Consider the following 22,390-nt stretch of genomic DNA (forward strand, 5'->3'; position numbering starts at 1 on the left):
GTCAGCCGACGCGTTTCATGCAGATCTTGGTGTGGCCGGCGCGCACGAAACCGAGCTGCTGGGCGGCCGCCTTGGAAAGATCGAGCACCCGGCCGCGGATGAAGGGGCCGCGATCGTTGATGCGCACCACCACCGAGCGGCCGTTGCGCTGGTTGACCACTTTCAGCTTGGTGCCGAACGGCAAGGTGCGATGCGCCGCGGTCATCGCCTGGGGGTTCATGCGCTCGCCCGAGGCGGTCTTGGAGGTGAGCGCGTACCACGAGGCGCGGCCGCAATCGGCCGAGGCGGCGCCGGCCGACGCGGCAAGGACGATGCCGCCGGCGATCAGGCGGCCGGCGAGCGAAGTGATGCGTGATGTCATTGGTGTGAAAAACCCCGGGCAATTTCCGTCGCAAGCCGGCTATGGCCGAAATGTGGCGCCGGCTGGGCCCGGCGGACCGGGGGTCCATCACGTTGGGAATCGCCGGGTCACATTGGTTGAGGCGTTGCCGGCCGGCATCGCCGGTCCGGGCACGGCCGCTTTCGCGCCTTCAGCGCGCGGCTGCCCGCCCGCCGATCCACACGCCGGCGATTTCCAGCGCATCGCTGAGATGCACCATATCGGCGCGCGTGCCCGGGGCGAGCCGGCCATGGCGGGCGTCGATGCCCATCGCCTGGGCGGGATAAAGCGAGGCCATGCGCAGGGCTTCCTCGAGCGGCACCCCGATCCGGCGATGCATGAAGCGAACCGCCGAGATCATGTCGAGGTCGGCGCCGGCAAGCGTGCCGTCCTCCAGCGTCAGTCGCCCCTCGCGGCGGCGAATGGTACGCCCGTTCAGCGTGAAGCTTTCCATCGTCGTGCCGATCGTGGCCATGGCGTCGGTGACCAGGAAGATGCGCCCCGGCCTCGACTTGGCCTTGAGGGCGGTGCGGATATTGGCGGCGTCGACATGGATGCCGTCGGCGATCAGCCCAGCCGACAGCGCGCCGAGATCGATCGCCGCGCCCACCAGGCCCGGCTCGCGGTTGGCGATCTGGCTCATGGCGTTGAACAGATGCGTGACCATCGACGCCCCGGCCTCGGCCGCCTCGGCCGCCGCCGCGTAGCTGGCGTTGGAATGGCCCAGGCTGACGACGATCCCGGCCGTGGTCAGCCGTGCGATCCGCTCGGGCGCCACCGCCTCCGGCGCCAGCGTCACCAGCAGGGCCGGCAGCGTCTTGCGCGCTGCGAGGAGGAAGGCCTCGTCGTCGTCGTCCATCGGGCGGATCAGGGCCGGGTCGTGCGCGCCCTTGCGCGCCGGCGACAGGTACGGTCCTTCCAGATGCAGCCCGATCAGGCCCGCCACGCCGTCGGCGGCCGCCTCGGCCGCCGCTTCGATCGCCGCCCGGCTCACGGCCGGCCTATCGGTGATCAGGGTCGGCAGCAGGGCCGTCGTCCCGAATCCGGCATGGGCGGCGCAGATGGTGCGGATGGTGGCGACATCCTGACGGTCGTTGAGCATCACGCCGCCGCCGCCATTGACCTGCAGATCGACGAAGCCCGGCGCCAATAGCCCGCCGTCGAGCCGGACGGTTTCGGCCTCGGCTGGAAGCTCGCCGTCCGCAACGATGTCGGCGACTGTGCCGTCGCGGACAATCAGAGCCATGCCCTGGCGGCGGCGCGCGCCGTCGAAGATATCGGCCCCGACAAAGGCGGTCGTGGTCATCATAGGGTTTCCGTCACTTTGCGCAGATTGGGCGGCCGGTCGGGGTCGAGCCCGCGTGCGCGGGCGAAGCTTTCCACGAAGCCGTAGAACGAGGCGATCAGGGCGAGCGGGTCGGTCAGCGCGTGGCCCGTCGCCGCGACCGGCAGCGCCGCCTCGCGGCCCGCCTTGTCGCTGGTCGCAAAAACGGTGGCCCCGCGCGCGGCCAGGCTCTCGATCGCCGCCAGCATCGAGGGTTCGGACTGGTCGCGCACCGCCAGCGCCAGGATCGGAAAGCCGGGCTTCACCAGCGCCATCGGCCCGTGCATGACTTCCGCGGCCGAATAGGCTTCGGCATGCACGCCGCTGGTTTCCTTGAATTTCAGCGCCGCCTCCTGGGCGATCGCCATGCCCGGGCCCCGCCCCAGAATGTAGAGCGATTCGCTTTGCTGCAGCGCGGCCACGAGCGGCGACCAGTCGCAGCCGACCGCCTTTTCCAGCTCCGGCGGCAAGGCGCGCAGCGCGCCGGCAAGCCTATCCGAGCCGGTCCAGTGCGCGAGCATCGCCAGGCCGGCAAGCGCTGAATTGACGAAGGTCTTGGTGGCGGCGACGCTGCGTTCCGTGCCCGCCAGAATGTCGACCTCATGGTCGCAATGACGGCCGATCGGCGCGCCGGCCGTATTGGTGATGCCGATCGTCAGCGCCCCCGCCGCGCGCGCCATCTCGGCCATGGCGACGATGTCGGGGCTTTTGCCCGATTGCGAAATCGCGATCGCGGCCGCGCCGGCGAGCTTCAGCCTTGCGCCGTAGATCGAGGCGATCGACGGGCCGAGCGAGGCGACCGGGACGCCGGCGGTGAGTTCGGTGGCGTATTTCAGGAACGACGCCGCATGATCCGACGAGCCGCGCGCGACGGTGGCCAGAACGCGCGGATCCCGCGCCGCGAGCGCGGTACCGGCCGCCGCCAGGGCCTTGTCGCCGTCGCGCAGCAAATCGGCCGCGGCGTCCGGGATTTCGCGGATTTCCCGCCACATATGGGTCGGCCCGCTCATGACGCCTCCGCGCTCGGGGTCTCGTCGGCCTCGCCCAGTCGCAGTTCGGCCACGAAATCATAGGTGTCGCCGCGATAGATCGAGCGTGTGAACTCGATCACCCGCCCTGAGGCCAGATAGGAGATGCGTTCGATGCTGAGCCCGGCTGCGCCGGCCGACACGCCCAGAAGCGCGGCGTCGTCCGCCTCGAGATTGGTCGCGGAAATGCGCTGGACGGCGCGCACCGGCCGTTTGCCGGTTTTCTGCAGCACCGTGTAGAGCGAACGCGTCACCGCGCCGGGATCGGGCAGCACGTCGCTCGACAGCGTGGCGCGTTCGATCGCCAGCGGCGTGTCGTTGGCAAGCCGCAGCCGCGACAGCCGGGCGACCAGTTCGCGCGACGACAGCCCCAGCACCATCATCTCGTCGGGCGAGGGCGGGTAGATGCCGCGATCGATCCATTGCGAACGCGCGGCCATGCCGCGCCGGGCCATGTCTTCGGTGAAGGAGGTCAGCCGCGACAGCGATTGCTCGACCCGGTCGACCCGCGGCGCCACGAAGGTGCCCGAGCCGTGGCGCTGGATCAAAAGCCCGCTGGCGACCAGGTCTTGGACGGCCTTGCGCACGGTCACGCGCGACACCGCGATGCGCGCGGCGATCTCGCGTTCCGACGGCAGCGCGTCGCCGGGCCGGATGACGCCGCGGCTCAGCGCGTCCTCGATGCTGCGCCGCAGCCGCAGGTAAAGCGGCGTGCCGTGGCCGTCGCCCGCGTGCAGGCCGGCCAGGATATGCCGGGTCAGCACCGTCATCTCAATGCCCCGCCGCCGCGCCGAAGCGGCGTGCCGCCATCGCCACCGCGCCGCCCAGCGCATCGGCGATCGGCGCCCGCAGCATGGCCGAAAACGGCGCCCCCAGCCTGGCCGCGATGCGCGCGCCGAGGCCGCCGAGCAGGCAAAGCCGATCCGTCGGGTGCAGATCGAGCGCGGCGAGGGCTGCCTCGACATGCGCCGACGCTTCGTCCAGCAGGCGCGCGGCCAGCGGGTCTCCCTGGTCGGCGAAATCGAACACGACCGGCACGAACGCGCCGAAATCGCGCGGCCTGGCGGTGGCGGCGAAGGTCACCATCCGGCGCGGATCCTGGTCGAACCGGGCCAGAACCGCCGCCGTCAGCGCCGTTTGCGCGCGGATCCAGTCATGGGCGAGCAGGCTTTCCTCGAGCAGTTGACGGCCGAGGCGGGCGCCGCCGCCGAGATCGCCGATCTGGAAGCCCCATCCGCCGATCGACCTGGTCGTCTCGCCATGCCGCGCCATGAAGGCGGAGCCGGTGCCGATGATGCCGATCGCGCCGTCATGGCCGCCGAGCGCGCCCTCCAGCGCGATCAGCGCGTCGCTTTCGACGCGGCTTTCGGCAAAGGGCAGCCGCGCGGCGAGGCGCTGCTGGACGTCGGCGACATTGGCGCCGGCCAGGCCGAGGACCGCGCCGGTCCGGCCGAAATCGGGCTCCTGTCCCGCGGCATCGAACGCGGCCCGGGCGGCCTCCACGATGCTGGCGCAGGTGCCGTCGAGGTCGGTCATCACATTGGCCGCGCCGCTATCGCCGCGGCCGACGATCTCGCCCGCGGTCGTTGCCAGCCCCGCCCGGCATTGCGTGCCGCCGCCGTCGATGCCCAACACCCATTTCACGCCATCATCCTCCTGAGTTGATACAATACCAATAAAATACCAATATCCAAGCGCCGAATTCAAAATTACCGGCACATCAGCATAAAATATTGTTTTATCTCGTGTTTTTAAGCAAAATATCGGCCATTCCCAAAAAATCGTTAACGTGTTCTGGACAAGTGGTATTTTTTTGGTATTGTCGAGACAAAGGGAGGAATGGATGGCGCTGCGCCGAACGGAAGAGCGGCACGCGGAAGCTGGCGGGATCGACCTGCTGCCGGACGAGGACGTTCTGGCGCGGCTCGCCGACGCGCAGGTCGAGGCGGCGGCGAGCGTCCGCGCTGCGCGCGAGTCGCTTGCCCGGGCCGCGCGCCTTGCTGCCGACACCGTCGCGAAAGGCGGCCGGATCGCCTATGCCGCGGCCGGCAGTTCCGCGTTGATGGCGCTGGCCGACGGGCTGGAATTGCCCGGCACGTTCGGCATCGCGCCGGAGCAGGTCATCGTGTTGATCGCCGGCGGCGCGGCCGCTCTCCACACGCTGGCGGGCGCGCCCGAGGACGACCTGGACGAGGCCAGGCGCGCTGTCGTCGAGGCCGGGCTCGGCCCGGCCGACTGCCTGATCGCCGTCACCGCGAGCGGCTCGACGCCCTACGCGCTCGCCGCGCTTGAGGAGGCGCGCGCCCGCGCCGTCCCCACGATCGCCATCGCCAATAATGCCGGAGCGCCGGTGCTGGAGCGCGCCGACATTGCGGTCGTGCTCGCCACGCCGCCGGAGATCGTCGCCGGCTCGACGCGCATGGGCGCGGGCACGGCGCAGAAGATCGCGCTCAACATGCTGTCCACGCTGATGGCGATCCGGCTCGGTCATGTGCATGACGGGTTCATGGTCAATCTGAAGGCGGACAATCAAAAACTCAAAGCGCGCGCGGTTGGTATCGTGGCCGCCATCGCCGGTTGCGGCGAAGCCGAGGCCGACACGCTTCTCGACCGTGCCGGCGGCTCGGTCAAGATCGCGACGCTTCTGGCGGCGGGTGCGGTGTCGCGCGCGGCCGCCGAGGCGCTGCTCCAGGACGCCGGCTGGCGATTGAGGCCGGCGCTTTCGATGCTCAAGGGCGACGCCCGCGCCCGCACGCAGGCAAGCTGACAGGGCCAATAGGGAGGAAAAATCATGACACGCGAGACATTGACGGCATTGCTGCTCGGCACCGGCGTTCTCGGCCTTGCCGGCCAGGCGCAGGCCCAGGACACCACGCTCACCATCGAGAGCTGGCGCAACGACGACCTCGCCATCTGGCAGGAAAAGCTGATCCCAGCCTTCGAGGCCAAGAATCCCGGTATCAAGGTGGTGTTCTCGCCGTCGGCGCCGACCGAATACAACGCGGCGCTGAACGCCAAGCTCGATGCCGGCTCGGCCGGCGATCTGATCACCTGCCGTCCGTTCGATGCCTCGCTCGAACTTTACGACAAGGGCCATCTCGCCGATCTCACCGGTCTGGCCGGCATGGACAATTTCACCGACGTCGCCAAATCGGCCTGGTCGACCGACGACGGCGGCGCCACGTTCTGCGTGCCGATGGCCTCGGTGATCCATGGCTTCATCTACAACAAGGACGCGTTCGAGGAAGTCGGCGTCGCGGTGCCCGAGACCGAGGACGAGTTCTTCGCCGCTCTCGACAAGCTCAAGGAGGACGGCACCTATATCCCGATGGCGATGGGCACCAAGGATCTGTGGGAAGCCGCCACCATGGGCTATCAGAATATCGGCCCCAATTACTGGAAGGGCGAGGAGGGACGTCTGGCCCTGATCAAGGGCGAGCAGAAGCTGACCGACCCGGGATGGGTCGAGCCGTTCGCCACGCTCGCCAGATGGAAGGACTATCTCGGCGACGGTTTCGAGGCGCAGTCCTATCCCGACAGCCAGAACCTGTTCACGCTCGGCCGCGCCGCGATCTACCCCGCCGGCTCGTGGGAGATATCGCTGTTCAACACCCAGGCCGATTTCGAGATGGGCGCGTTCGCCCCGCCGGTGAAGGCCGCCGGCGACACGTGCTACATTTCCGATCACAACGACATCGCCATCGGCCTCAACGCCAACAGCCCGAACGCCGAGGCGGCCAGGACCTTCCTGTCATGGGTGGCCTCGCCCGAATTCGCCACCATCTACGCCAACGCCCTACCCGGCTTTTTCGCCCTGTCCTCGACCCCGGTCGAGATGGAGGACCCGCTCGCCCGGGAGTTCGTCTCCTGGCGTGAAGAGTGCGAATCGACGATCCGCTCGACCTACCAGATCCTGTCGCGCGGCACCCCCAATCTCGAGAACGAGACCTGGGTGAAATCGGCCAATGTGATCAACGGCACCGACACGCCGCAAGACGCCGCCGCCGAGCTGCAGAAGGGGCTCGCGAGCTGGTACGAGCCGCAGAAATAGGCTCGGACCGAAACCGAACGTCCGGGCCGCCTGCCGCGGCGGCCCGGCTCCGGGGGAACAGGCGCATGGCAGCCGAACGCGCAGACCGCAGACCGATCCGCTGGCACATCGCGGTGTTCCTGGCGCCGGCCGTGTTGATCTACACCGCGGTGATGATCATTCCGCTGTTCGGCACGCTGCAGCTCTCCCTGTTCAGCACCGTCGACAACCAGCAGGTATTTGTCGGCCTGAAAAATTTCGCCACGCTGCTCGGCGACGAGCGCTGGGCGGCGAGTTTCTGGAACGCGCTGTGGAACAACACCTGGTTCTTCATCATCCACATGGTGGTGCAAAACCCGATCGGCGTGCTGCTGGCCGCGCTGTTGAGCCATCCCAGGCTGCGCTTTTCCGCCTTTTACCGCACGGCCATCTTCGTGCCGACCATCCTGTCCTTCGTGATCGTCGGCTTCACCTGGAAACTGATCCTCAGCCCGCTCTGGGGCGTGGCGCCGGAGCTGCTCGACATGATCGGGCTGAAACATCTCTTCACCCCCTGGCTCGGCAAGGAGGACTACGCGCTGACCACGCTCGGCCTGATCTCGGTGTGGCAGTTCGTCGGCATCCCGATGATGCTGATCTACGCGGCGCTGTTGTCCATCCCCGAAGAAATCCTCGAAGCGGCCGAATGCGACGGCATCACCGGCTTTGCCCAATTCTGGAAGATCCAGCTTCCGCTGATCCTGCCGGCGATCGGCATCATCTCCATCCTCACCTTCGTCGGCAATTTCAACGCCTTCGACCTGATCTACTCCGCCCAGGGCGCGCTTGCCGGTCCGAACTACGCCACCGACATTCTCGGCACCTTCCTCTACCGCACCTTCTTCGGCTTCCAGTTGCAGATCGGCGATCCCAACATGGGCGCCACCATCGCCTCGATCATGTTCTTCATCATCCTGGCGGGTGTGTGCCTGTATCTCTTCGCCATCCAGTCGCGCCTCAGGCGCTACCAGTTCTGAAGGGGCGACCATGAGCCAGGCCCGCTCCTCCCCCGCCCGTACGGCAGCCGCCCACGCGATCCTGATCGTCTACACGCTGATCGCGCTTTTCCCGGTGCTGATCGTGGTGATGAACTCGTTCAAGTCGCGCAAGGCGATCTTTCGCTCGCCGCTGTCGCCGCCGAGCGCCGAGACCTTCGATCTGGTCGGCTACCAGACTGTTTTGGCGCAGGGCAATTTCCCGCTCTATTTCCAAAACAGCGTCGTCGTCACGGTGGTGGCGTTGGCGATCGTGCTCGTCTTCGGCGCCATGGCCGCCTTCGCGCTCGCCGAATACCGCTTCCGCGGCAACGCGCTGATGGGGCTTTATCTGGCGCTCGGCATCATGATCCCGATCCGCCTCGGCACGGTGGCGATCCTGGAGATGATGGTGGCGAGCGGCCTGGTCAACACGCTGACCGCTCTGGTGCTGGTCTATTCCGCCCAGGGGCTGCCGCTCGCGATCTTCATCCTGACCGAGTTCACCCGCCAGATCTCCGACGATCTCAAGAATGCCGGCCGCATCGACGGCCTGTCGGAATACCGCATCTTCTTCCGCCTGGTGCTGCCGCTGCTGCGTCCGCCCATGGCCACCGTCGCCGTCTTCACGATGATCCCGATCTGGAACGATCTGTGGTTTCCGCTGATCCTGGCGCCGGCCGAGGCCACCAAGACGGTCACGCTCGGCGCCCAGCTCTTCCTCGGTCAGTTCGTCACCAACTGGAACGCGGTGCTGGCCGCCCTGTCGCTGGCCATCCTGCCGGTGATGATCCTTTATCTGATCTTCTCGCGCCAACTGATCCGCGGCATCACCTCCGGAGCCGTCAAATGAGCCGGAGCGATCCCGTCCGCGTTCTCGTCGCCGACGAAAGCGTGCGCTCGCGCAAGGCGGTGCGGTTGTGAGCGGGCGCACAGGCGGCGAGGGGACGCAGATGCGCGTCCGGCCGGGTGGTTGCGGCAAGCGGGGGAGCTTCCCATGGACGCGCTGAAACTCGAGAAAATCCGCAAATCCTTCGGCCAGGTGGAGGTGCTCAAGGGCATCGACCTGCAGGTCGCCGACGGCGAATTCGTCGTCTTTGTCGGCCCGTCCGGCTGCGGCAAGTCGACCCTGCTGCGGATCATCGCCGGGCTGGAGGACGCGACCGCCGGCGAGGTCGCCATCGCGGGCGCGCGCGTCAACGCCGTGCCGCCGGCCAAGCGCGGCATCGCCATGGTGTTCCAGACCTACGCGCTCTATCCGCATTTGAGCGTGCGCGACAATATGGGTCTCGGTCTGAAACAGTCCGGCGCGCCGGCGGCCGAGATCGCCCGGCGCATCGAGATCGCCTCGACCATGCTGTCGCTCGAACCCTATCTGGCGCGGCGCCCGGCCGAACTGTCGGGCGGCCAGCGCCAGCGCGTGGCGATCGGCCGCGCGGTGGTGCGCGAGCCCAAACTGTTTTTGTTCGACGAGCCGCTGTCCAATCTCGACGCCGCCCTGCGCGTCAACACCAGGCTGGAGATCGCGCAGCTTCACAAGCGGCTCTCTGCGACGATGATCTACGTCACCCACGACCAGGTCGAGGCGATGACGCTGGCCGACCGGATCGTCGTTCTCAACGCCGGTCGCGTCGAACAGATCGGCGCGCCGATGGAGCTCTACAACAATCCCGCCAACGAATTCGTCGCCGGTTTCATCGGCTCGCCGAAGATGAACTTCATCGACGGGGCGCGGCTGGGCGAAACCGCCAGGACCGTCGGCGTGCGGCCCGAGCATCTGGCCGTCGATCGCGACAAGGGCGACTGGAAGGGCACGGTCATGCATGCCGAACATCTCGGCGCCGACACCAATCTTTATATCGACACCGAAAAGGCGGGCCTGCTGACCGCGCGCATCTTCGGGGAGTTCAGGGCCGAGCCCGGCGAGACCATTTTCGCCACGCCCGATCCCGCGCGCACTTGCCGGTTCGACGCCGAAGGCCGTACGCTGCGCTGACCGCCGGGCGGGCGGCACTGAAAAACCGGGGGGAGCGGTCGATGAAGATCGGCTTTTGCATGTTTCTGTGGACGACCCATGTCGGGGTGACGCACGAGGCGCTGCTCAGAGACCTGAAACGGGCCGGCTACGACGGCGTCGAAATCCCCGTCTTCGAGGGCGTGCCGGACGACTATGCGCGGCTCGGCGCCCTGCTCGACGCGATCGGGCTCGAACGCACCGCCGTTTCTGCGATGGGCGACCCGGCGATGAACCTGATTTCGCCGGACGCGGCCGCGCGCGCGGCCGGTGTCGACTACGTGAAATGGGCGATCGACTGCACGGCCGCGCTCGGCGCCGACACGCTGTCCGGCCCGCTCCATTCCACGCTCGGCCATTTTTCCGGCGAGGGGCCGTCGGCGGCCGAGTTGCAGCGTTCCGTCGCCGCGCAGCGCGCGATCGGCGACCATGCCGCGCAAAAGGGCGTGACCATCGGGCTCGAGGCGCTCAACCGCTTCGAATGTTATCTCCTCAACACCATGGACGCGCTCGCCGACCATCTCGACCGGATCGACCATCCGCGCATCAAGGCGATGTACGACACCTTCCACGCCAATATCGAGGAGCAGGATCCGATCGCCGCGTTCGAGCGCAATCGCCATCATATCGTCCACGTCCATATCTCGGAGAACGACCGCGGCGCGCCCGGGCGCGGCAACATTCCCTGGCCGGAGACGTTCCGGACGATCCGCGGCTCCGGCTACGACCGCTGGCTGACGATCGAGGCCTTCGGCCGCGGCCTGAAGGATCTGGCGGCCGCCACCAAGGTCTGGCGCGACTTCGCCGAAAGCCCGGAAGCGGTCTACCGCGAGGGCATCGCCCATATCCGCGCCGGCTGGCGGGCGGCCGGGTGAGGCCGGCGCGCGGCGTCAGGAGGCTGCCGCGCAGGCAGCGCCATCCGCGCGCCAGGCCATCACCACGTAGATGTCGTAGTCGATGATGCGCCGGTCGACCGCGACCGGGTTCGGCAGGTCCACCGCGCGCTGCCGCCAGTCCTTTTCGCGCATCGCCACGGTGCCGCAATCGTTAGCGGCGACGGCGCGTGCCAGCGCCGGCCAGGTCGACACATGCGCGATGGCGCGGCCGGCATGGTAGTCGTAAATGCCGCCGCTATGGGGGTGGTAGAAATAGAGCGCGTCGCCGGCATCGCCGCGCGCGGCCAGGATTTCCGCCTGGGCGCGGGGCGACATGGTGTCGTTCAGCCCCCGGATGGTGATCAGATAATAGGGCAGGACCGCAAGCGTCATGCCGACAGCCATCGCCAGGCCGAACGCCAGCGGCCGGCTCCCGCGCAAGGCCAGCGCCGCGCCGACCAGCGGCAGGGTGGCGATCATGACGATCGTGCCGCCCTGCACGCGTTCGGGCCACAAGGTCAGGTGGTGCGCGAACGGCAGCGCTGCCGCGACGGCGGCCAGAAGCAGGCCGATCGACAGGAAATAGGCTCGCCGTGTCCGCGTCGCCATGTCCAGGATCGCCGAGGCGATCAGCAGCGCGCACAGCGGGTAGAGCGGAACGAGCAAAAAGGCGATCTTGTAGTCGAAGCTGGAGATCAGCCCCAGGCTGACGAGCAGCGCGCACCACACGTAACCGAGCCCGCGCTGCCGGGCGCCGGCATGCGGATCGGCGCGGACGAGCCGGCGCCACAGGGCGGGCTGGCCAAGCCGGCGCCAGGGCAGAAAGAACAGGATCAGCGACCACGGCAGCAGGATTTCGGCCAGCTTGTGCAGGTAGAAATAGACCGGATTCGACAGGCGCGGCGTGTCGACCGCCCGGTTCAAGGTCTGGTCGATCAGGATCGCGCGGATGAAATCCGGTCCTTCGACCAGATAAACGCCGCCGAGGTAGAGCGCGCCGACGGCAAGCAGCAGGCCGAGGCCGGCGAGCGTCGTTTTCGAGCGCAGCGCGGTCCATCGCCGCTGGCGCGCCAGCCACACGGTGAGCGACAAAAGCGGCATCAACAGGCCGACCGGCCCCTTGGTCAACAGCGCGGCGGCCGTCGCGGCGAAGCCCGCCAGCGCCCACATCTTTGTCCGCCGGCCCTTGCCGTCATAGGCCTTGAAGAAAAACACATGGCCAAGCACGATGAAGGCGGCGAACAGGAGATCCATACGCGGCATGTGCGCGCGCTCGATGAAAAACTGGTTCGACAACAGGATGAGCCCGGCCAGGAGCGCGACCCGCCGCCCGAGGCCGAACTGGCGCGCCGCGAACACCGTCACCGACACCAAGAACCCGGCCGAGAGTGCGGCCGCCAGGTTGAAGAGCACCGGTTCGCGGCTGCCGACGAGCCAGGACATGCCGGCCACCATCCAGAAATAGAGCGGCGGCTTGTCGGGATAGGGCACGTCGGACAGGTAAAGCACCAGCCAATGGCCGTTCTCCACCATCTGCATGAAGGCGGCGGCGTGGCGGGTCTCGTCGGTGAACCACACATCCTTGACCCACAGCGTCGGCAGGGTCTGGACCGCCAGGATCAGCAACAGCACCAGATGCGGATGGCGGCTGGCCCGGCCGATCCAGCGCGCGACGGCGCCCGTGCGGGTTTCCGGCACGGCCTCTGTCATCGGCGCCCGCATTCCCCGCCGGCGGGGCGCGTGCGGCCGCGGTTCCGGGGCGCGCCGGCCTGCCCGGTCGTCCTCCGCCAGGCCGACAAGCCGGCCCCGTCGCCTGTCTCGAACGCCCTGCACCCGCGCAATCGCATATCCCTTTCCGGACCGGGGGCCCGGCGGCCGCCGCGGCCGCCCGGATGGCGTCTTATGCGTGCCATTCCTTCCCCGGCGCAATACTGCTAACGTCTGCTGGTATTTTTCAAGCGGGGCGCGCCCCGGCACCCCGGCCGGTGGCGGAATGGCTGAATGAACCTGGTGGAGCGCTACATCTTCCGGCGGATGTTCGAATTCGCCGCCATCGCGCTGGCGATTCTGACGCTCGTCATTCTCACCACCCAATTGCTCAATCACATCGGCTTCCTGGTCGAGTCGCGCCAGTCCTTCCTGACGCTGGTGACGCTGGCGCTGATGCTGGTGCCGACGGTTCTGGTCGCGATCGCCCCCTTCGCCTTCCTGGTCGGCGCGATCGTGATCCTGGATGCCATGAACGCCGATTCCGAACTCGCGGTGATCGAGGCCGCCGGCGCCGGCCCGGCGACCTATATCCGCCCCGTCTTCCTGCTTGCCGCGCTGACGGCGGCCTTGTGTTTCGTCGTCAGCGTGTGGGTGGAGCCGCTGGCCAACCGCAAGGTCCGCGACATCGCCGCCACCGCCAATGCCGACCTGATCCGTGCCGCCGTCAGCGCCGGCGAATTCAAGGAGATCGAGGATGGGCTGTTCATCTCGGTGGATTCGTTCGGGGCCGAGGGCGACTTGCTCGGCGTGTTCATCGTCGACCGGCGCACCAGCGAGCGTGTATCCTATATCCACGCCAGGAGCGGGCAGCTCGCCCCGGTGAAGGGTGGCGGTTTCCTGCTGCTGACCAATGGCGAGATGCAGTCGGACTCCGAACCGGGCAAGCTCAGCTCGATCCGTTTCCAGACCCTGTCGCTTGACCTGTTCACCTATCGCGGCCGCATGGGCGTCAACTATTCGCCGCGGCAATACCGCACCGGCGACCTGCTCGCGCTCGATCCCGCGACCGCGGGGCCTGGATTTGCGCCCGACAAGGTCGCCAAGGAGATCAACCGCCGTTTCACCGATTGGCTCTACCCGCTCGCCTTCGCGCCGCTTCTGATCGTGTTCGGCGGCGGCGCGCGCTCGATACGATCGCAGCAGCGCGTCATGCTGCTGGGGGCCGCGCTTTCCGGCTTCCTGGTGCGCGGCGTCGGCTATCTGGCGCTCGACGGATCGGGCCAAAGCACGCTCGCCGCGCTATTCGCCTATGCGATTCCGGTCTGCACTTTCGCCCTGTTTTCCGTCCTCGCGTTCGGCGGCGGCCTGCGGCTGCGTCCCGGTCGCGACCGGCGGCGGAACAGCTCGTCGCCCTACCGCGGCGGCAAGGCGGCGGTGCGCGGCGATCGGCCCGCCAATGCCGCCGCCGATGGCGGCTAACGGAGCGACCGGGCTTCCATGACCGACCGGAAGATCATCCGCCGGCTGCGCTGGCTGCTGCGCAGGCCGTGGTTGGCGGCGCTCCTGATCGTCGCCGCCCAGCAGGCGCTGCTTGTGGGATCGCGCGATCTGTGGTGGGCCGACGAGGTGCGCCATGCCGACGTGCTGCGCCACATGATCGAAAACGGCGACTGGCTGGCCCTGCGTTTGAACGACGGCTTCTATCCCGACAAGCCGCCGGTTTATTTCTGGCTTCTGGCGCCCCTGGCCTGGCTGCGCGGGACGGTCGACGCGCCGCTGATCATGTCGGCGCACGCCCTGACCGTGGCCGCCGCGCTGTTGGCGCTCCTGGCGCTGGCGCGCGCCGTCGGCGCCGGGCGCGGCGCCGGGCTGGCGGCGGCCGTCATCTTCTCCACCGGCACCTACGTGCTGGTGCTCAGCCACTACGCGCGCATGGATTTCTTGTTCGCCGCGCTGATCGGCCTGTCTTGGGCCTGCCTGTTCGTCGGCGCGCGCGCGCGCTCCGTCTCGCCCGCCATGATCTGCGGATTTCTGTTGGCGGCGCTGGCGACCCTGACCAAGGGGCCGTTCGGGGCCGCGCTGCCGCTTGCCGCGCTGGTATCGTTCCTGATCCTCGGGCGGAATCTCAAACGGCTTGTCGCGGTCGATGTCGGGCTCGGGCTCGGGCTCGCGCTCGGACTTGTCGGCCTGTGGGTCTACGGCATCGGCCTGGCCGGCGGTCCGGCCTATGTCGAGGCGATCTTTTCCGGCCAGATCGGCGAGCGTGTCGCAAACGGCCGCGACGGCGTGCTCGGCATGCTGCGCTATGTCGCCACGCTGCCGCTGGTCTTCTTGCCCTGGAGCCTGGTTTTCCTCATGCCGGCCGGCACAAATGCATCGCGCGGCGCCGCGCCGGCCGCCGACGGGTTTCGGTATGCCTGGTCGGCCGCGCTCTCGGGTTTCGTGATCGTCAGCCTGGTCGGGGAAAAGCACGAATATTACCTGCTGCCGCTGCTGTTGCCGCTGTCGATCCTGGCCGCCGACCGGCTGCTGCGCCTGGCGCCGGCCTCCCGGGGGCGTTTCTGGGCTGGGGTGGCGCTGTTTTTCGTTCTGATCGCAGGCGTGCTGGTGGTCGCGCCCGCCGTCGTGCCCTATCGGCTCTGGCTGCCCGGTCTTGTCCTGTGCGCGGCGCTGTCTGCCGCGACCGCGCTCGCCCTTTTTCGGGCGCGCCAGCGTGCGGCGGTCGTCACGCTGGCGGTCGTGCTTGCCGGACAGACCCTTTGGATCAACGCCGTCGTGCTTGCCGTCATGCCCTCGCTCAACGCCGTCTTCAGTCCGCAGCCGGTCGTCGCGGCGCTGCGGCCCTATCTGCAAGGCGGCCATCGCCTCGCCGCCTACGGGTTGGTGCGCGGTGTGCTCGGCCACGATCTCAAGGCGACCTACGCCGAATTTCGCGACCGGGACGCGCTTCGGGCCTGGATCGAGGCGCAGGAAAAGCCGCTGGTCGTCATGCCGCGTCCGCGCTGGCGGCGCGATTTCGCGGACGACGCGACGCTGGAAATCGTTGCCGAGGTGCCGTTGGCGGGCGCCGTGCTGGTGATTGCGGCGGCCGGCGTGGAGCGATAGGAAAGATGTCATGGCCCATGCGTCCTGGCGCGCCAGGCACGGTGGCGTGATGGTCTTTGCGAGCTGGAAAGTCGATCGGTGTCGGAACCGCGCTTGAAGCCAGACGGATGGTCCCGGTTCTACATACCGGAGGTTCACGACGTCCATCCGGGGATGGAGGCGTCGCTCGAAGGGCTTCTCGCCCTGTTGCCGCCCGCCGCCCGGGACCGTGCCGCCCTGCTGGTCGTGCCGAATTGGCAAGGGCGGGAACCGCTCGAGCGAGACGGCGCGCTCGTCGCGCGCCTGCGGGCCCATCGCGGCGAAAAGGTTTTGCATGGCTGGACCCATTCGCTCGGCCCCGAGTTCTGGAACTGGCTGGTTTACGGCCACGACAACCGCTCCGAATTTGCCCGGCTCGGCGGCGACCAGGCGCTCGACCGGCTGCGCAAGGGCCGGGCGACGCTGGTCGAGACGCTTGGCGCGGCGCCGCGCTGGTTCTGCGCGCCGCGCTGGCAGCAGGCGCCGGCAGTCGCCGCCGCGCTCGGCCGGGTCGGGATAGCGCATCACCAGACGGCACGCGGATTGATGCTTGACGGCGAGTTCGTGCCCTGTCCGGCGTTGAATTTCGACGAGGGCGAGCGCCGCCTCAAGGCGGCCCTCGCCGGCCTGACCCGCCGGCCGGCCACAGCCAGGCTGCTGCGCACGCAGACCCCGTTCCGCTTGGCGCTGCATCCCGCCGACGCGGTCCGCCCCGCGATCCGGGCCGAGATCGAAACGCTCCTGCGCAGGCTCGACGATGATGGCTGGCGCCCGCTCGGTCTCGGCGAGGCGGCCGCGCGCTGGAAGCGCACGCGCGCCTCCGCTGCGCCCGGCAAGGCGGGGCCGCCATGAAGGACGTGCTGTTTCTCGGCAACGGTCATGGCGAGGATACGATCGCCGTCAAGGTGTTGCGTGCGCTGCGCGCGCAGGCCGGGCCGGAGGCGCTCTCCGTCGAGGCCTGGCCGATGGTCGGCACAGGGGCGGCGTACCGCAAGGCCGGCGTCCCGGTGGTCGGCGCGCTCAACACGCTGCCCAGCGAGGGGTTCGCCACGCTCGACTGGTCGATGATGTGGCGCGACCTGCAGGCCGGTTGGATCGCGACCCACTGGCGCCAGGTCCGCGCCGCGCGCGCCATGGCCGGCCGTTACCGCATGATGGTGGCGGTCGGCGACATCGTGCCGATCGCCGCCGCCGTTCTGGCGCGTACCCCGTTCTATTTTGTCGGTTCGGCCAAATCCTCCTACTATGACGCCCTGCACGGCTATACCGGCCTGGAAAAGAGGCTCTTGAGACGGCATTGCCTGATGACCTTCCCGCGCGACGCCTTTACGGTGAGCGAGCTGGAGCGTGCGCATGTGCCGACGCTCTATCTCGGCAATCCGATGATGGACGAGCTCGACGCGAGCGGGCGCGGTCTGGGTGTCGCCGACAAAACGACGGTCGTCGCCATGCTGCCCGGGTCGCGTGCCGACGCGGGCGATAACCTGCTCGCCCTTCTGCAGGCGGCCGCGTCGGTTGCGCACGGTGCGGCGCCGTTATGCTTCGCCTTCGCGCTTCATCCCGACGCCGACCTCGAGGCGATCCGGCGGATGATCGCCGAGGACCCGCGCGCGGCCGCATGGCGGCCGTCTGCCGACGCCCCTCAAGGCGGGTCGGCGCCGATCTTTTATCGCGGACCCGCGGCGTCTTCCGCCTTGCTGGCAACCGACGCGTTCGCCGACATCCTGCACAGGGCGACGTTGGCCGTCGGCATGGCGGGCACCGCCAACGAACAGGCGATCGGGCTCGGCCTGCCGCTGATCACGGTGCCCGGATCCGGCTCGCAGGGCGAAAAATACGTGCGCATGAAGATGGAGTATTTCGGCCCGGCCGCCATCGCCGTGGCGCGCCGGCCGGAGGCGATCGCCGGCGCGGTGTCGCGCCTGCTCGCCGATCCGCAGGCGCGGGCGCGCATGCAGGCGGCCGGCCGCGAGCGCATGGGCGAACCCGGCGCCAGCCGCGCCATTGCCGGCCACATCCTGCACGGGCTCGTCCGTGCCGGGTCGGAAGACGCGCCGGGGGCGGCGGCATGAGCCCGCGCTTTTCGGTCGTCGTCACCGCGCACAATGAAGGCGACGCCATCGCCGCCTGCCTGCGCGCGCTCGCCCGCCAGGACGCCCTTGCCGATGGGGGTTTCGAAATCGTCCTGGTCGACGACCGCAGCACCGATGGCACGGCGGAGATCGCGCGTGCCTGCGCCGTCGAGGGGCTGCGTCTCATCCGCATCGACGAGGCGGCCGCCACGTCCTTGACCGCGCGCCAGCATGCGCTCGATGTGGGGTTTCGCGCCGCCCGCGGGCAGATCGTGCTGGTGATCGACGCCGACGCGCTGGTCGAGCCGGACTGGCTGAGGCGCATCACCGCGCCGATCCGCGACGGCCGGGCCGACGCGGTGGCGGGGCGGGTGCGGTTTCGCGGTGGCGGCGCGCTTGCGGCCTGGCAAAGCGTCGACGCCGCCTTTTATCTCGGTGTGTGCCGGCTCCTGTCCGGGCTCGGCGTCGATCGCGGCGCCTTGTTCGGCAATTTCTGCGTCTTGCGCACGGCCTACCAGGCCCTCGGCGGCTTTGCCGCGATCGGGCCGACACTGACCGAAGACCTCGCCTTTGCGCGTGCGCTCGCCAGGGCGGGTTACCGGATCGCCTATGACGACGCGACGGTGAGCGTGCGCGCTGCTCCAGACTGGCAAAGCCTGATCGCGCGCGCCAAGCGCGTCGGCTCCGGCCCGGTCGCGCCGCTTTCGGTGGCGCTTGCCGCCTGGATGGCGCTGCTGCCGCTCCTCGCCATTGTCGCGCTCGCCGGCGGATCGGCGGCGCTCTGGGTCGCCTTCGCGGTGCGTTATCTTGCCGGTGCCGCCTTCGTCGCCGCCAACCTTCTCGCCGGCGGGCTCCGCCGGCTTTTGCCGTTGGCGCTTTTCTACGAGCCGTTGGCGATCGCGATCGGGCTGCGCGTGCTTGCTGCCGTCGCGGTCGATCCGCGCGTGGCATGGGGCGGGAAGATCTATCGCCAGCGCGGCAAGGGTCCGGTGAAAGCGCCATGAACCCCGCGCGATCGAGAACGGGAACCGTGCGCCCCTACGAACCGCGCGATCGCGCGGCGGTGCGCGCCATCTGCTGCAAGACCGCCTACCGCAATCTCGGTGCGCGGGCGGTGTTCGAGGATGAGGAGCTTTTCGCCGACTATTGGTGCAATTACTACACCGACTACGAACCCGAATCCTGCCTCGTCGTGGAGGAGGACGGCGCGGTCGTCGGCTATCTGTTCGGCTGCGTCGACGCGCGGCGTCACGTCAGGCTGATGTCGAGGCGCATCATGCCGCCGCTGATCGCCAAGATGCTGTGGCGGCTTGCGACCGGCCGTTACCGCGAGCCGGTGACACGGCGCACCATACGCTATTTGCTGTTTCGCTCCTGGAAGGAAGCCCCGCCCGTGCCGGTCGAGCGGTTTCCGGCCCATTATCATTGCAACCTTTTGCGCAAGGCGCATGGCGGCCGCTATTATTCCACCATGGCGGTCATCTTCCTCGACCGCCTGAAGGCGTTGGGGGTTGCCGGTCTGCACGGCCAGGTCGAGGAGCCGGCAAGCGGGGGGGCGTGGCAGCACATGGTCAACAGCTACAAGCGCGACGACCTGATGGACTATTACGCCGAGCGCCCGTCCAGCTTCCATCGCAGGGTGCGCGGCGTCGAAAAGCCGATGGTCAATCGCGTTTGGGGCATCAAGCTGGAAACCTACCGGATGTGGCTCTTGTGGATCGCGCGCGACTTCCGTATCTGACGGGCGGGGGCGAAAATGTGGACGCGGCATGTCCCGCGGCGCGTCTTTTCCTCCCGTCAGGATCGCGTCCCGAAACTTCGGTTGCTGCCGAAAAGGGGAATTGATGGGGTCTCGCGCTCGGGCGGAGATCGTTTTCACGGTAAACGGACCGGGCGAGGTGTCCGGCTGGCTCTATCCGCTCGCCTCCGCGCTCAAGGACATCGCCCCCGATGTCAGGATCACGGCCGCCGTCGTGCCGTGCGTGTTTTCCAGCGGATCCGAAAGCGACGTCATCCGCCAGTTTTCCTTTGTCGACGGTCACTGCACGATCGCGGCGTCGAAAGCCCTGATCACCCGCAACCGCACGCCGCCCGGCATTGCGCGCGACCTGCCGGGCCTGGTCTTCCATCTCGGCGGCGACCGCTATCTCACCTGGCTGATCGCCAAGCGGCTCGGCCGTCCCTGCTATGCCTATCTCGAGGCGCGCTCGGCCCTGGAGTGGCGTTTCGAGCGGATCTTCTATTCCGGCCTTGCCGGCCACGAAAACGGTGCGTCGTCGCCGAAAGAGACCGCGGTCGGCGAATTGATGGTCGACGCGGCCAGGCTGCGCTGTCCGCACCGTGCGGCCCATGGCCAGGACAAGACCGTGATCGCGCTTTATCCCGGCAGCCGCGACTATATCGCCAAATACATCCTTCCCTTCTACGGCGCGGTCGCCGACTTGGTGTCGCGCGAGCGCCCGGATATCGAATGGGTGCTGGCGAAGTCGGACTATCTGTCGCTGGATTTCCTGGCGCGGCTTCCCGACATCGATGACGGGCGCCCGCTCGACGCGGTCGGGCTCGACTGGCAAAAGGACGGCGACGGCGCGCGCCTTCTCACGCCCGGCGGCAACGCCATCAACATCGTCCGGCCGGCCGACGCGGCCGCGCGCGCGCGGCTGGCGCTGACCCTGCCCGGCTCCAACACGGCCGAGCTGGCCGCGCTCGGGCTGCCGATGCTGGTGACGCTGCCGACCTATTGGGCCGAAACCAGTCCGATGCCCGGACTTGCCGGCCATATCGGCCGGCTTCCGCTGGCCGGAAAATACATCAAGCGCGCGCTCGGCCATGCCTATCTGCGCACCCTGTCCTTCACCGCCCATCCCAATCGGCGCGCGGGCAGGATGGTGACGCCGGAAATCGTCGGCCGGCTGACCGCGGCCCAGGTCGCCGCCGCCATGCTCGACATGCTTGGCGGCGATCTCGCCGCGATCGAAACCGGGCTGCGCGCCGCCATGGGCGAGCCCGGCGCCGCCCGCCGCATCGCCGAGGCGCTGGTGGCCGATCTCGCCGCACAGGCGGCCTGATGGCGGTCGGGCGGCACCTGGCCTGGCTTGCCGGCGAGCTGTGGCGCCGTCGCGGCGAATTCGTCGCCGCCCTGATCGCGACCGCGGTCTCGGCCGGCCTTTATCTGTTGATGCCGGGCTGGGCGGCGACGCTCGTGCGGTCGGTGTTCCCGGCCGGCGAAACCGCGGCGCTGGCATGGCACCTGGCGCTCGGCCTGGCGATTTTCGGCGCCGCCTCGGCGTTCACCTTCGCCCGGGTCTACCTGATGACGCGGCTGAGCCAGCGCATCACCGCCGCCGTGCGCCTGCGCATCTTCGGCGACATTCTGGCGACCGCGCCCCGCAACCTGCACGCGCTGCGCGGCGGCGAGCTGGTGTCGAGCTTCTCCAACGATCTGCAGGTTTTCCAGCACGCCATGACCCGGGTGGTCGCATCGCTGATTCCGGCGATTATCCTCGTGGTCTGCTTTTCCGTGGCGATGGCCTGGACCAACTGGCAGCTCTTCCTCTGCGCGATCGTGCTCGTCAGCCCGCTCGCCTGGATCACCTCGCGCTTCGGCCGCACGCTGCATGCCAAGGCCCATCTGTCGCAGCGGCGGCTGGCGACCCTGGTCGGACGCTTCGAGGAAACGGTGCGCGGCGCCAAGGAGCTCAAATCCTACTGTCTGGAAGACCAGTCGATCCGCCAGTTCGAGGCGCTCAACCGCGACGCCCTCGCCGTCCAGATCGAGCGCGACATGATGGAATCGCTGCATCCCGCGGCGGTCGCCATGGCTGCCGCGCTCGGCGTGTCGGCGATGCTGTTCGTCAGCGCCTTCATGCTGTCGCGCGACTTGATCTCGCTCGAGGACCTGACCGCCTTCCTGGTCATTGTCGGGCTGGCCTACCCGTCCCTGCAGGAGGGCAGCCACTCGATCGGCCAGCTTATCCAGCTTTTCGCCGTGCTCGAGCGCTTCGAGGTCATCATGGGCCTGCCGCGCGAGGCCGACGGCACCGCGCCGCCGGCCGCCGCGCCGCTGCGCGGGGCGATCCGCTTCGACAAGGTGCGCTTTCTCCACCAGCCGGGCGGCTTCGCCTTCGAGGATTTCGACCTGACCATTCCGGCCGGCCAGCGCGTCGCCATCGTCGGGCCGAGCGGCGCCGGCAAGTCGACCCTGCTCGACCTTCTGCCGCGCTTTCTGGCGCCCGAGGCCGGGCGGGTGCTGATCGACGGCACCGACGTCGCCGCCATGCGGCTGGCCGAGCTGCGCGCGTCGATCGGCATCGTCTTCCAGGAGCCGGCGATCTTCGAGACCAGCCTGATCGACAATATCCGTCTCGGCGACCCGCACGCGCCGATGGACAGGGTCATGGAGGCCGCGCGGTCGGCCCATGTCGACGAGTTCGCCCAACGCCTGCCGGGCGGCTACGACGCCCCCGTCGCCGTACGCGGTCTCAACCTGTCGCTCGGTCAAAGGCAGCGCATCGCGATCGCCCGCGCCTTCCTGAAGGACCCGCCGATCCTGATGCTCGACGAGCCGACCTCGGCGCTCGACACCGTGTCCGAGCAGCTCGTGCGCGATGCGATCGAGCGCGTCTCGGCCGGGCGCACGACGCTGATCGTGGCGCACAGGATCAGCACCGTGCGCGGCGTCGACAGGATCGTCGTGCTCGACCGCGGCCGGATCGTCGAGGACGGCGACCACAAAACGCTGTTCCGGCGCGACGGGCTCTATCGCCGGCTCTACCGGGAGCAGATGCGCGATGTCGAGCCCGGCCCGGCGGCGGGGTGAGAC

The 22,390-nt window shown here is 68.6% G+C and carries 20 protein-coding genes; 14 read left to right on the plus strand and 6 right to left on the minus strand.

Annotation, left to right across the window (positions count from 1 at the left end):
• Position 1 precedes the first annotated feature (1 nt).
• From EP380_RS17710 to EP380_RS17730, 5 genes are all read right to left on the minus strand, one after another.
• Positions 2-361, minus strand: coding sequence for a septal ring lytic transglycosylase RlpA family protein (locus EP380_RS17710; protein WP_127599724.1), 360 nt, complete (start codon positions 359-361; stop codon positions 2-4).
• Between the two features lie 169 nt (positions 362-530).
• Positions 531-1,688, minus strand: a complete 1,158-nt coding sequence (nagA, locus tag EP380_RS17715) for an N-acetylglucosamine-6-phosphate deacetylase (RefSeq protein WP_127599726.1) — start codon at positions 1,686-1,688, stop codon at positions 531-533.
• Positions 1,685-2,713: an SIS domain-containing protein gene (locus EP380_RS17720; RefSeq protein ID WP_238719911.1), complete on the minus strand. Its 1,029-nt coding sequence runs from the start codon at positions 2,711-2,713 to the stop codon at positions 1,685-1,687. The genes nagA and EP380_RS17720 overlap by 4 nt, the downstream gene beginning before the upstream one ends.
• Positions 2,710-3,501, minus strand: a complete 792-nt coding sequence (locus tag EP380_RS17725; RefSeq protein WP_127599728.1) for a GntR family transcriptional regulator — start codon at positions 3,499-3,501, stop codon at positions 2,710-2,712. Before EP380_RS17725 ends, EP380_RS17720 begins: the two co-directional genes overlap by 4 nt.
• A gap of 1 nt (position 3,502) precedes the next feature.
• Positions 3,503-4,375, minus strand: coding sequence for a glucosamine kinase nucleotide-binding domain-containing protein (locus EP380_RS17730; protein WP_127599730.1), 873 nt, complete (start codon positions 4,373-4,375; stop codon positions 3,503-3,505).
• Between the two features lie 199 nt (positions 4,376-4,574).
• On the opposite strand from EP380_RS17730, the gene EP380_RS17735 reads away from it, so the two are divergent.
• From EP380_RS17735 to EP380_RS17760, 6 genes are all read left to right on the plus strand, one after another.
• On the plus strand, positions 4,575-5,498 hold the full coding sequence (locus EP380_RS17735) for an N-acetylmuramic acid 6-phosphate etherase (RefSeq protein ID WP_127599732.1): 924 nt from the start codon (positions 4,575-4,577) through the stop codon (positions 5,496-5,498).
• A gap of 24 nt (positions 5,499-5,522) precedes the next feature.
• The gene (locus EP380_RS17740; protein ID WP_127599734.1) at positions 5,523-6,782 is read left to right on the plus strand and encodes an ABC transporter substrate-binding protein; all 1,260 of its coding nucleotides are present in this window, start codon (positions 5,523-5,525) and stop codon (positions 6,780-6,782) included.
• Positions 6,783-6,847: 65 nt separating this feature from the next.
• Positions 6,848-7,777 (plus strand): carbohydrate ABC transporter permease, encoded by a 930-nt coding sequence (locus tag EP380_RS17745; RefSeq protein ID WP_106573023.1) that lies wholly within the window; start codon positions 6,848-6,850, stop codon positions 7,775-7,777.
• Positions 7,778-7,787: 10 nt separating this feature from the next.
• Positions 7,788-8,627 carry a carbohydrate ABC transporter permease gene (locus EP380_RS17750; protein WP_106573022.1) on the plus strand — a complete coding sequence of 280 codons (840 nt, stop codon included), beginning with the start codon at positions 7,788-7,790 and terminating at the stop codon, positions 8,625-8,627.
• Between the two features lie 144 nt (positions 8,628-8,771).
• On the plus strand, positions 8,772-9,770 hold the full coding sequence (locus tag EP380_RS17755) for an ABC transporter ATP-binding protein (protein ID WP_106573021.1): 999 nt from the start codon (positions 8,772-8,774) through the stop codon (positions 9,768-9,770).
• A gap of 41 nt (positions 9,771-9,811) precedes the next feature.
• Complete coding sequence (locus EP380_RS17760) at positions 9,812-10,663, plus strand: sugar phosphate isomerase/epimerase family protein (RefSeq protein ID WP_127599736.1); 852 nt, start codon at positions 9,812-9,814, stop codon at positions 10,661-10,663.
• A gap of 15 nt (positions 10,664-10,678) precedes the next feature.
• Here the strand turns inward: EP380_RS17760 and EP380_RS17765 are convergent, their stop codons facing one another.
• A complete protein-coding gene (locus EP380_RS17765) occupies positions 10,679-12,373 on the minus strand; it encodes an ArnT family glycosyltransferase (protein WP_164749907.1) in 1,695 nt (564 codons plus the stop codon).
• Positions 12,374-12,664: 291 nt separating this feature from the next.
• Here EP380_RS17765 and EP380_RS17770 point away from each other — a divergent pair, with 291 nt between their 5' ends.
• From EP380_RS17770 to EP380_RS17805, 8 genes are all read left to right on the plus strand, one after another.
• The gene (locus tag EP380_RS17770; protein ID WP_127599740.1) at positions 12,665-13,852 is read left to right on the plus strand and encodes an LptF/LptG family permease; all 1,188 of its coding nucleotides are present in this window, start codon (positions 12,665-12,667) and stop codon (positions 13,850-13,852) included.
• A gap of 18 nt (positions 13,853-13,870) precedes the next feature.
• Complete coding sequence (locus EP380_RS17775) at positions 13,871-15,478, plus strand: ArnT family glycosyltransferase (protein ID WP_127599741.1); 1,608 nt, start codon at positions 13,871-13,873, stop codon at positions 15,476-15,478.
• Positions 15,479-15,571: 93 nt separating this feature from the next.
• Complete coding sequence (locus tag EP380_RS17780) at positions 15,572-16,348, plus strand: DUF2334 domain-containing protein (protein WP_127599743.1); 777 nt, start codon at positions 15,572-15,574, stop codon at positions 16,346-16,348.
• Positions 16,345-17,568: a lipid-A-disaccharide synthase-related protein gene (locus EP380_RS17785; RefSeq protein WP_127599745.1), complete on the plus strand. Its 1,224-nt coding sequence runs from the start codon at positions 16,345-16,347 to the stop codon at positions 17,566-17,568. Before EP380_RS17780 ends, EP380_RS17785 begins: the two co-directional genes overlap by 4 nt.
• A complete protein-coding gene (locus EP380_RS17790) occupies positions 17,565-18,572 on the plus strand; it encodes a glycosyltransferase family 2 protein (RefSeq protein ID WP_127599747.1) in 1,008 nt (335 codons plus the stop codon). The genes EP380_RS17785 and EP380_RS17790 overlap by 4 nt, the downstream gene beginning before the upstream one ends.
• The gene (locus EP380_RS17795; RefSeq protein WP_127599749.1) at positions 18,569-19,309 is read left to right on the plus strand and encodes a GNAT family N-acetyltransferase; all 741 of its coding nucleotides are present in this window, start codon (positions 18,569-18,571) and stop codon (positions 19,307-19,309) included. Before EP380_RS17790 ends, EP380_RS17795 begins: the two co-directional genes overlap by 4 nt.
• Before the next feature lie 103 nt (positions 19,310-19,412).
• Positions 19,413-20,636, plus strand: a complete 1,224-nt coding sequence (locus EP380_RS17800; RefSeq protein ID WP_127599751.1) for a glycosyltransferase family protein — start codon at positions 19,413-19,415, stop codon at positions 20,634-20,636.
• A complete protein-coding gene (locus EP380_RS17805) occupies positions 20,636-22,387 on the plus strand; it encodes an ABC transporter ATP-binding protein (protein ID WP_127599753.1) in 1,752 nt (583 codons plus the stop codon). The genes EP380_RS17800 and EP380_RS17805 overlap by 1 nt, the downstream gene beginning before the upstream one ends.
• Positions 22,388-22,390: the final 3 nt, after the last annotated feature.

It is taken from the genome of Nitratireductor alexandrii (assembly GCF_004000215.1).
Taxonomy (GTDB): Bacteria; Pseudomonadota; Alphaproteobacteria; order Rhizobiales; family Rhizobiaceae; genus Mangrovimarina; species Mangrovimarina alexandrii.

Bases quoted from the DNA above. Each gene is read 5' to 3' on its own strand.
- EP380_RS17745 (WP_106573023.1), top strand. From the start codon at position 6,848: ATGGCAGCCGAACGCGCAGACCGCAGACCGATCCGCTGGCACATCGCG.
- EP380_RS17790 (WP_127599747.1), top strand. From the start codon at position 17,565: ATGAGCCCGCGCTTTTCGGTCGTCGTCACCGCGCACAATGAAGGCGAC.
- EP380_RS17775 (WP_127599741.1), top strand. From the start codon at position 13,871: ATGACCGACCGGAAGATCATCCGCCGGCTGCGCTGGCTGCTGCGCAGG.
- EP380_RS17750 (WP_106573022.1), top strand. From the start codon at position 7,788: ATGAGCCAGGCCCGCTCCTCCCCCGCCCGTACGGCAGCCGCCCACGCG.
- EP380_RS17720 (WP_238719911.1), bottom strand. From the start codon at position 2,713: ATGAGCGGGCCGACCCATATGTGGCGGGAAATCCGCGAAATCCCGGAC.
- EP380_RS17735 (WP_127599732.1), top strand. From the start codon at position 4,575: ATGGCGCTGCGCCGAACGGAAGAGCGGCACGCGGAAGCTGGCGGGATC.
- EP380_RS17800 (WP_127599751.1), top strand. From the start codon at position 19,413: ATGGGGTCTCGCGCTCGGGCGGAGATCGTTTTCACGGTAAACGGACCG.
- EP380_RS17725 (WP_127599728.1), bottom strand. From the start codon at position 3,501: ATGACGGTGCTGACCCGGCATATCCTGGCCGGCCTGCACGCGGGCGAC.
- EP380_RS17805 (WP_127599753.1), top strand. From the start codon at position 20,636: ATGGCGGTCGGGCGGCACCTGGCCTGGCTTGCCGGCGAGCTGTGGCGC.
- EP380_RS17710 (WP_127599724.1), bottom strand. From the start codon at position 361: ATGACATCACGCATCACTTCGCTCGCCGGCCGCCTGATCGCCGGCGGC.
- EP380_RS17795 (WP_127599749.1), top strand. From the start codon at position 18,569: ATGAACCCCGCGCGATCGAGAACGGGAACCGTGCGCCCCTACGAACCG.
- EP380_RS17740 (WP_127599734.1), top strand. From the start codon at position 5,523: ATGACACGCGAGACATTGACGGCATTGCTGCTCGGCACCGGCGTTCTC.
- nagA (WP_127599726.1), bottom strand. From the start codon at position 1,688: ATGATGACCACGACCGCCTTTGTCGGGGCCGATATCTTCGACGGCGCG.
- EP380_RS17765 (WP_164749907.1), bottom strand. From the start codon at position 12,373: ATGACAGAGGCCGTGCCGGAAACCCGCACGGGCGCCGTCGCGCGCTGG.
- EP380_RS17785 (WP_127599745.1), top strand. From the start codon at position 16,345: ATGAAGGACGTGCTGTTTCTCGGCAACGGTCATGGCGAGGATACGATC.
- EP380_RS17760 (WP_127599736.1), top strand. From the start codon at position 9,812: ATGAAGATCGGCTTTTGCATGTTTCTGTGGACGACCCATGTCGGGGTG.
- EP380_RS17755 (WP_106573021.1), top strand. From the start codon at position 8,772: ATGGACGCGCTGAAACTCGAGAAAATCCGCAAATCCTTCGGCCAGGTG.
- EP380_RS17770 (WP_127599740.1), top strand. From the start codon at position 12,665: ATGAACCTGGTGGAGCGCTACATCTTCCGGCGGATGTTCGAATTCGCC.